Raw genomic sequence first — 4,842 nt, forward strand, 5'->3', positions numbered from 1 at the left:
CGCAGGTCACAGGCCTGTGGAGGGTTCGAAACGCGCAAGTTATTTCATTTCGACTCCTCTACGTCGCTGGAAGGACCATCATGTCCGATATCAGGACCACCAAGAGCCTCGAAGCCCTGTCCGCCTCCCTTAATCGCGCGCTTGCGGGGGCCCGCGCCCCCCAGGTCGTGGCCGCCCGCCGGGCCCAGATGCGACAGACCGCCGGTATGACGCCGGACGGGTCCGACCTCGCCGGCACCGGCCGGCGAGCCGACCGGACGCAGGCCTTGGTCGAGACGCTGGCCTCGCGCCGGCGGACGAATATGTTGATCGGCACGCTCGACCGGCTGCGCAGACCCGCCACCGGGTGGCGTGCGGCCGGCCGCGTGACACCCTGACTCCGGGCCGACCGGGTCTCCTGCCGAACCGCTCAGTACCGTTTCGGCACCGCATCCCTTCGATCCCGATGGTCACCGACCGGACCGGTTCATCTGCCGGGCGCCGGGGGCGCCGCCGGAGAATCAGAGGAATTCATGATGAGTACGGCGGCGACATCCAGCGGTGCCGAATCCAGCGGTGCCGAATCCAGTTCCCCGCCGTCCCCGTCGGCGCTGCGCCGGGCGCTGCGCCGGGCCCGGGACGGCGCCACGCTCGATGTGGTGGAGGCCACCATTCTGCTGGCCGCGCGCGGCGACGACCTCGCGGACCTGTGCCGGTCGGCGGCCCGGGCCCGCGACGCGGGTCTGGCGTCGATCGGGCGGCCGGGTGTCGTCACCTACTCGCCGAAGGTGTTCATCCCGTTGACCCGGTTGTGCCGGGACCGCTGCCACTACTGCACCTTCGCCACCGTGCCGCACCGGTTGCCCGCCCCCTACCTCACGGTGGACGAGGTGCTCGGCATCGCCCGGGCGGGCGCCGCGGCGGGCTGCGCCGAGGCGCTGTTCACGCTTGGTGATCGCCCCGAGGGCCGGTGGCCGGCGGCCCGGGAGTGGCTCGACGCCCACGGCTACGACTCGACGCTGGGCTACCTGCGTGCCGTCGCGATCGCCGTGCTGGAGGAGACTGGTCTGCTTCCGCACTTCAACCCAGGTGTGCTGAGCTGGGTGGAACTCGCCCGGCTCAAGCCGGTGGCCCCGTCGATGGGGATGATGCTGGAGACGACCGCGACCCGCCTGTGGTCGGAGCCGGGCGGGGCGCACTACGGGTCACCCGACAAGGACCCGGCCGTCCGCCTGCGGGTCCTCACCGACGCCGGGCGGCTGTCGATCCCGTTCACGACCGGCCTGCTGCTCGGCATCGGGGAGACCCGGGCGGAGCGGGCCGAGACGATCTTCGAGCTTCGAGGTCTGGCCCGCCGCTACGGGTCGATCCAGGAGGTGATCGTCCAGAATTTCCGCGCCAAGGACGACACCGCGATGCGCTCCGCGCCCGACGTCGGTGCCGAGGAGTTGGCCGCGGCCGTCGCGGTCACCCGGCTGGTGCTGGGCCCCACGATGCGGGTGCAGGCTCCGCCGAACCTCGTTGACACCGCGGAGTGCGCCCTGCTGCTTTCGGCCGGCATCGACGACTGGGGCGGCGTCTCCCCGGTCACCCCCGACCACGTCAACCCCGAGCGGCCCTGGCCGGACCTGGACGTCCTGCGTGCCGTGACGGCGCAGGCCGGGTTCACGCTGCGGCCCCGGCTCACCGTCTACCCCTCCCATCTCGGTGAACCATGGATCGACCCGCGCCTGGCCGGGCACGTCGGGGCGTTGGCCGGCGCGGACGGCCTGCTCGCCGACGGTGTGTTCCCGGCCGGCCGCCCCTGGCAGGAGCCCGACGGCGGACTCGCTGACACCGGCCGCACCGATCTGCACGCCGCGGTCGACACGGTCGGGCGCCGCAGCGAGAAACGGGCGGACTTCGGCACGGTCTACGGTGACTGGGAGTCGCTTCGTGCCCAGGTCAGCGCGGCCGGGACGGGGGTCGACGGAGTCGTCGGCACGGGCAGCCGGGCCATCGCGAGCCGGGCCGGCGCGGTTGCTGGTGCCGGTGCCATGCGGCGGATCGGCCCCGACATGCTCGCCGCCCTGCGCCACGCCGGGTCCGATCCGGCCGGGATCACCGACGACGAGGCGCTGACCCTGTTCAGCGCGGACGGCGCCGCCCTGGAGGAGCTCTGCGCGCTCGCGGACGGATTGCGCCGCGACGTCGTGGGCGAGGACGTCACCTACGTCGTCAACCGCAACATCAACTTCACTAATGTCTGCTACACCGGATGCCGGTTCTGCGCGTTCGCGCAACGCCGTGGGGACGCCGACGCCTACACGCTGTCTCTGGACGAGGTGGGCAGCCGGGCGGCGCAGGCCTGGGCGGTCGGCGCGACCGAGGTCTGCGTCCAGGGCGGGATCCATCCCGATCTACCGGGCACCGCGTACTTCGATCTCGCCCGTGAGATCAAGCGGCAGGCGCCGGGGCTGCATCTGCACGCCTACTCGCCGATGGAGGTTCTCAACGGCGTCACCCGCACCGGCATGTCGATTGGCGACTGGCTCACCGCGGCCCGCGAGGCCGGCGTCGACACGATCCCCGGCACCGCGGCGGAGATCCTCGACGACGATGTCCGCTGGGTGCTGACGAAGGGCAAGCTGCCCGCGGCGAGCTGGGTCGAGGTGGTGACCACCGCGCACCGGGTCGGCCTGCGTTCCTCGGCCACGATGATGTACGGGCACGTGGACACCCCCGCACACTGGGTGGCCCATCTGCGCCTGCTACGGCGCATCCAGGACTCCACCGGCGGCTTCACCGAGTTCGTGGCCCTCCCCTTCGTCCATCACAGCTCGCCGATCTACCTGGCCGGTGTCGCCCGTCCCGGCCCCACCCGCCAGGAGAACCGGGCCGTGCACGCGATGGCGCGCATTCTGCTGCACGGTTCGATCGACAACATCCAGTGCTCCTGGGTCAAGCTCGGGGTGGAGAGCTGTCGGGCCGTGCTCGTTGGTGGGGCGAACGACATAGGCGGCACGCTGATGGAGGAGACGATCAGTCGGATGGCCGGCTCGCAGCACGGCTCGCGGCGTTCCGTGGCCGAACTCGAGGAGGTGGCCGCGGGGGCGGGTCGTCCCGCTCGGCAACGCACCACCACGTATGGCCGGATCCCTGACGAGCGCTTTCGCGCTGCCCGGGGCCGCACCGTCCGGGCCATGCTGCCGGTGGTGTCCTGACACCCGCCAAGTCCTGATCATCAAAAACTACTCTCCGTAGTCGAATGGGCCGGGGTTGCCGAGTCTGGTAGCTGATCGGTCTACGTTCGCGGCGGTTGCCCGAGCTCAGACCCTGCCCTTTTAGGGGTGTATGCCCTTTAGGTCTGGGCGGGATAATGCCGTTGTCGCGACCAATCTGATCGCGCAGAGTGACGGAAAGGAGGGTTGCGCGGACCCTCGGCGACAGGTCGTAGTGACTGTGAGCTATGGTCTCATCGCTGGTTGTAGAAGATGTTGCGACGGTGGGGTTGACGCGATCGAGTCTGGAGCGTGTAATTACCGGCGTGTCATTCCCCCTGCTGGCGGGGTTCGTGCGGTAATGCGTCGCCTGACCGGTGTGGAAACCAGTCACCTGCGCGCCGGCGCCCAGGGGTGGCCGACCGCACCGCGACGGGTCTGGAGGAGTCCACATGGAGCACGCCGACGCGGGCGTCCACACTGTCCTCGCGGACGTCGAGCGTCCCGCTGAGCATGACCCGTTCGCTGATCACCCCGGGCGGGTGCTCACCGAACGCCACACCCGGGCCACATCCGAAACGGTCCCGCGGGCGCGGGTGCCGGCCACGGCCGCTCCCGTCCCCCCCGCGTTGACCGGTCGGTCCGTCGCCGAGGACACCGACCTCGTCGAGGACATTGACGAGGTCGACGATGTCGACGAGGTCGGTGACGACGAGGCCGACGAGGCGGAGACCAAGGACATGGAGGATCTTGGTGGATCGGCCGGGAGGTCCGCCCTCGCCCAGGTGATCGATCTGGGGATGGGGGACCTTCTCGGCGAGGCGATGGAGTGGCAGGAACGCGCGCTGTGCGCGCAGACCGACCCCGAGGCGTTCTTCCCGGAGAAGGGCGGTTCGACCCGCGAGGCCAAGCGTATCTGCTCGGGCTGTGAGGTCCGGGCCGAGTGCCTGGAGTACGCGCTGGAGAACGACGAGCGGTTCGGGATCTGGGGCGGCATGTCCGAGCGGGAGAGACGCAAGCAGCGACGCCGAGCGGTCTGATCCCGCCCGGTGACCGGCGGTCGGCGCATGACGGGCGATCCGGGCACGTCACAGGCGGCCACGGTCGCCGCGGTGACCGCTCTGCCCGATGATGCAGGGCCGCCGGTCGTCGCGGTCTGCGTGCTCGGTCGAGGGGGTGGTGGACCCGCCGCCGCCGCCCAGGTCCGGGCCGCCCTGCGTGCCCAGACCAGACCACCGGACCGGGTCGTCGAGGTGCGGCTCGGTGGCGGGGGAGGCGTTCCCCGGCAACGCGCGTCTCCCCTGGACGGGGACGGTCGCCTCCCGTCCGCCGACCGTCCCGTCGATCCCGGCGCCGACGGCGCGGATGCTCAGGCCGGTGACCCGGTCGTCGAGCCCCTCGTCGTCGAGGTGCCGTCCGCCACACCGTTCGGCGCCGCCGTAGCCGTGGGGCTGGCTCGGCTGGGGAACCTACCGGAGCACGGATTCGTCTGGCTCCTCGACGACACCGCGATCCCTGCCCCAGGCGCGTTGCACACCCTGCTGGCCTACGCCCGGCTGGACCGGGGTGCCGCCGTCCTCGGTCCCAAACTGCTCGCCCGCGCTCCGGAATCCGCCCCACTCGCCGAATCCGCCCGGCCGGCCGAATTCGCCCCGGCGGCCGG

3 protein-coding genes and 1 pseudogene are annotated in these 4,842 nt (G+C 71.3%); all 4 read left to right on the top strand.

Features of this window, described 5'->3' with window-relative positions:
* Positions 1-80: 80 nt before the first annotated feature.
* Entirely contained in the window at positions 81-377 is a 297-nt protein-coding gene (locus ACY5KJ_RS14125; protein WP_462188316.1) for a hypothetical protein, read from the top strand.
* Between the two features lie 138 nt (positions 378-515).
* Positions 516-3,182 carry a bifunctional FO biosynthesis protein CofGH gene (locus ACY5KJ_RS14130; protein WP_462203556.1) on the top strand — a complete coding sequence of 889 codons (2,667 nt, stop codon included), beginning with the start codon at positions 516-518 and terminating at the stop codon, positions 3,180-3,182.
* A 449-nt stretch (positions 3,183-3,631) separates the two neighbouring features.
* Positions 3,632-4,219 carry a WhiB family transcriptional regulator gene (locus ACY5KJ_RS14135; protein ID WP_462188318.1) on the top strand — a complete coding sequence of 196 codons (588 nt, stop codon included), beginning with the start codon at positions 3,632-3,634 and terminating at the stop codon, positions 4,217-4,219.
* A 27-nt stretch (positions 4,220-4,246) separates the two neighbouring features.
* A pseudogene (locus ACY5KJ_RS14140) lies at positions 4,247-4,842 on the top strand (hypothetical protein); the annotation flags it as partial.

The organism is Frankia sp. CcWB3 (assembly GCF_977927595.1).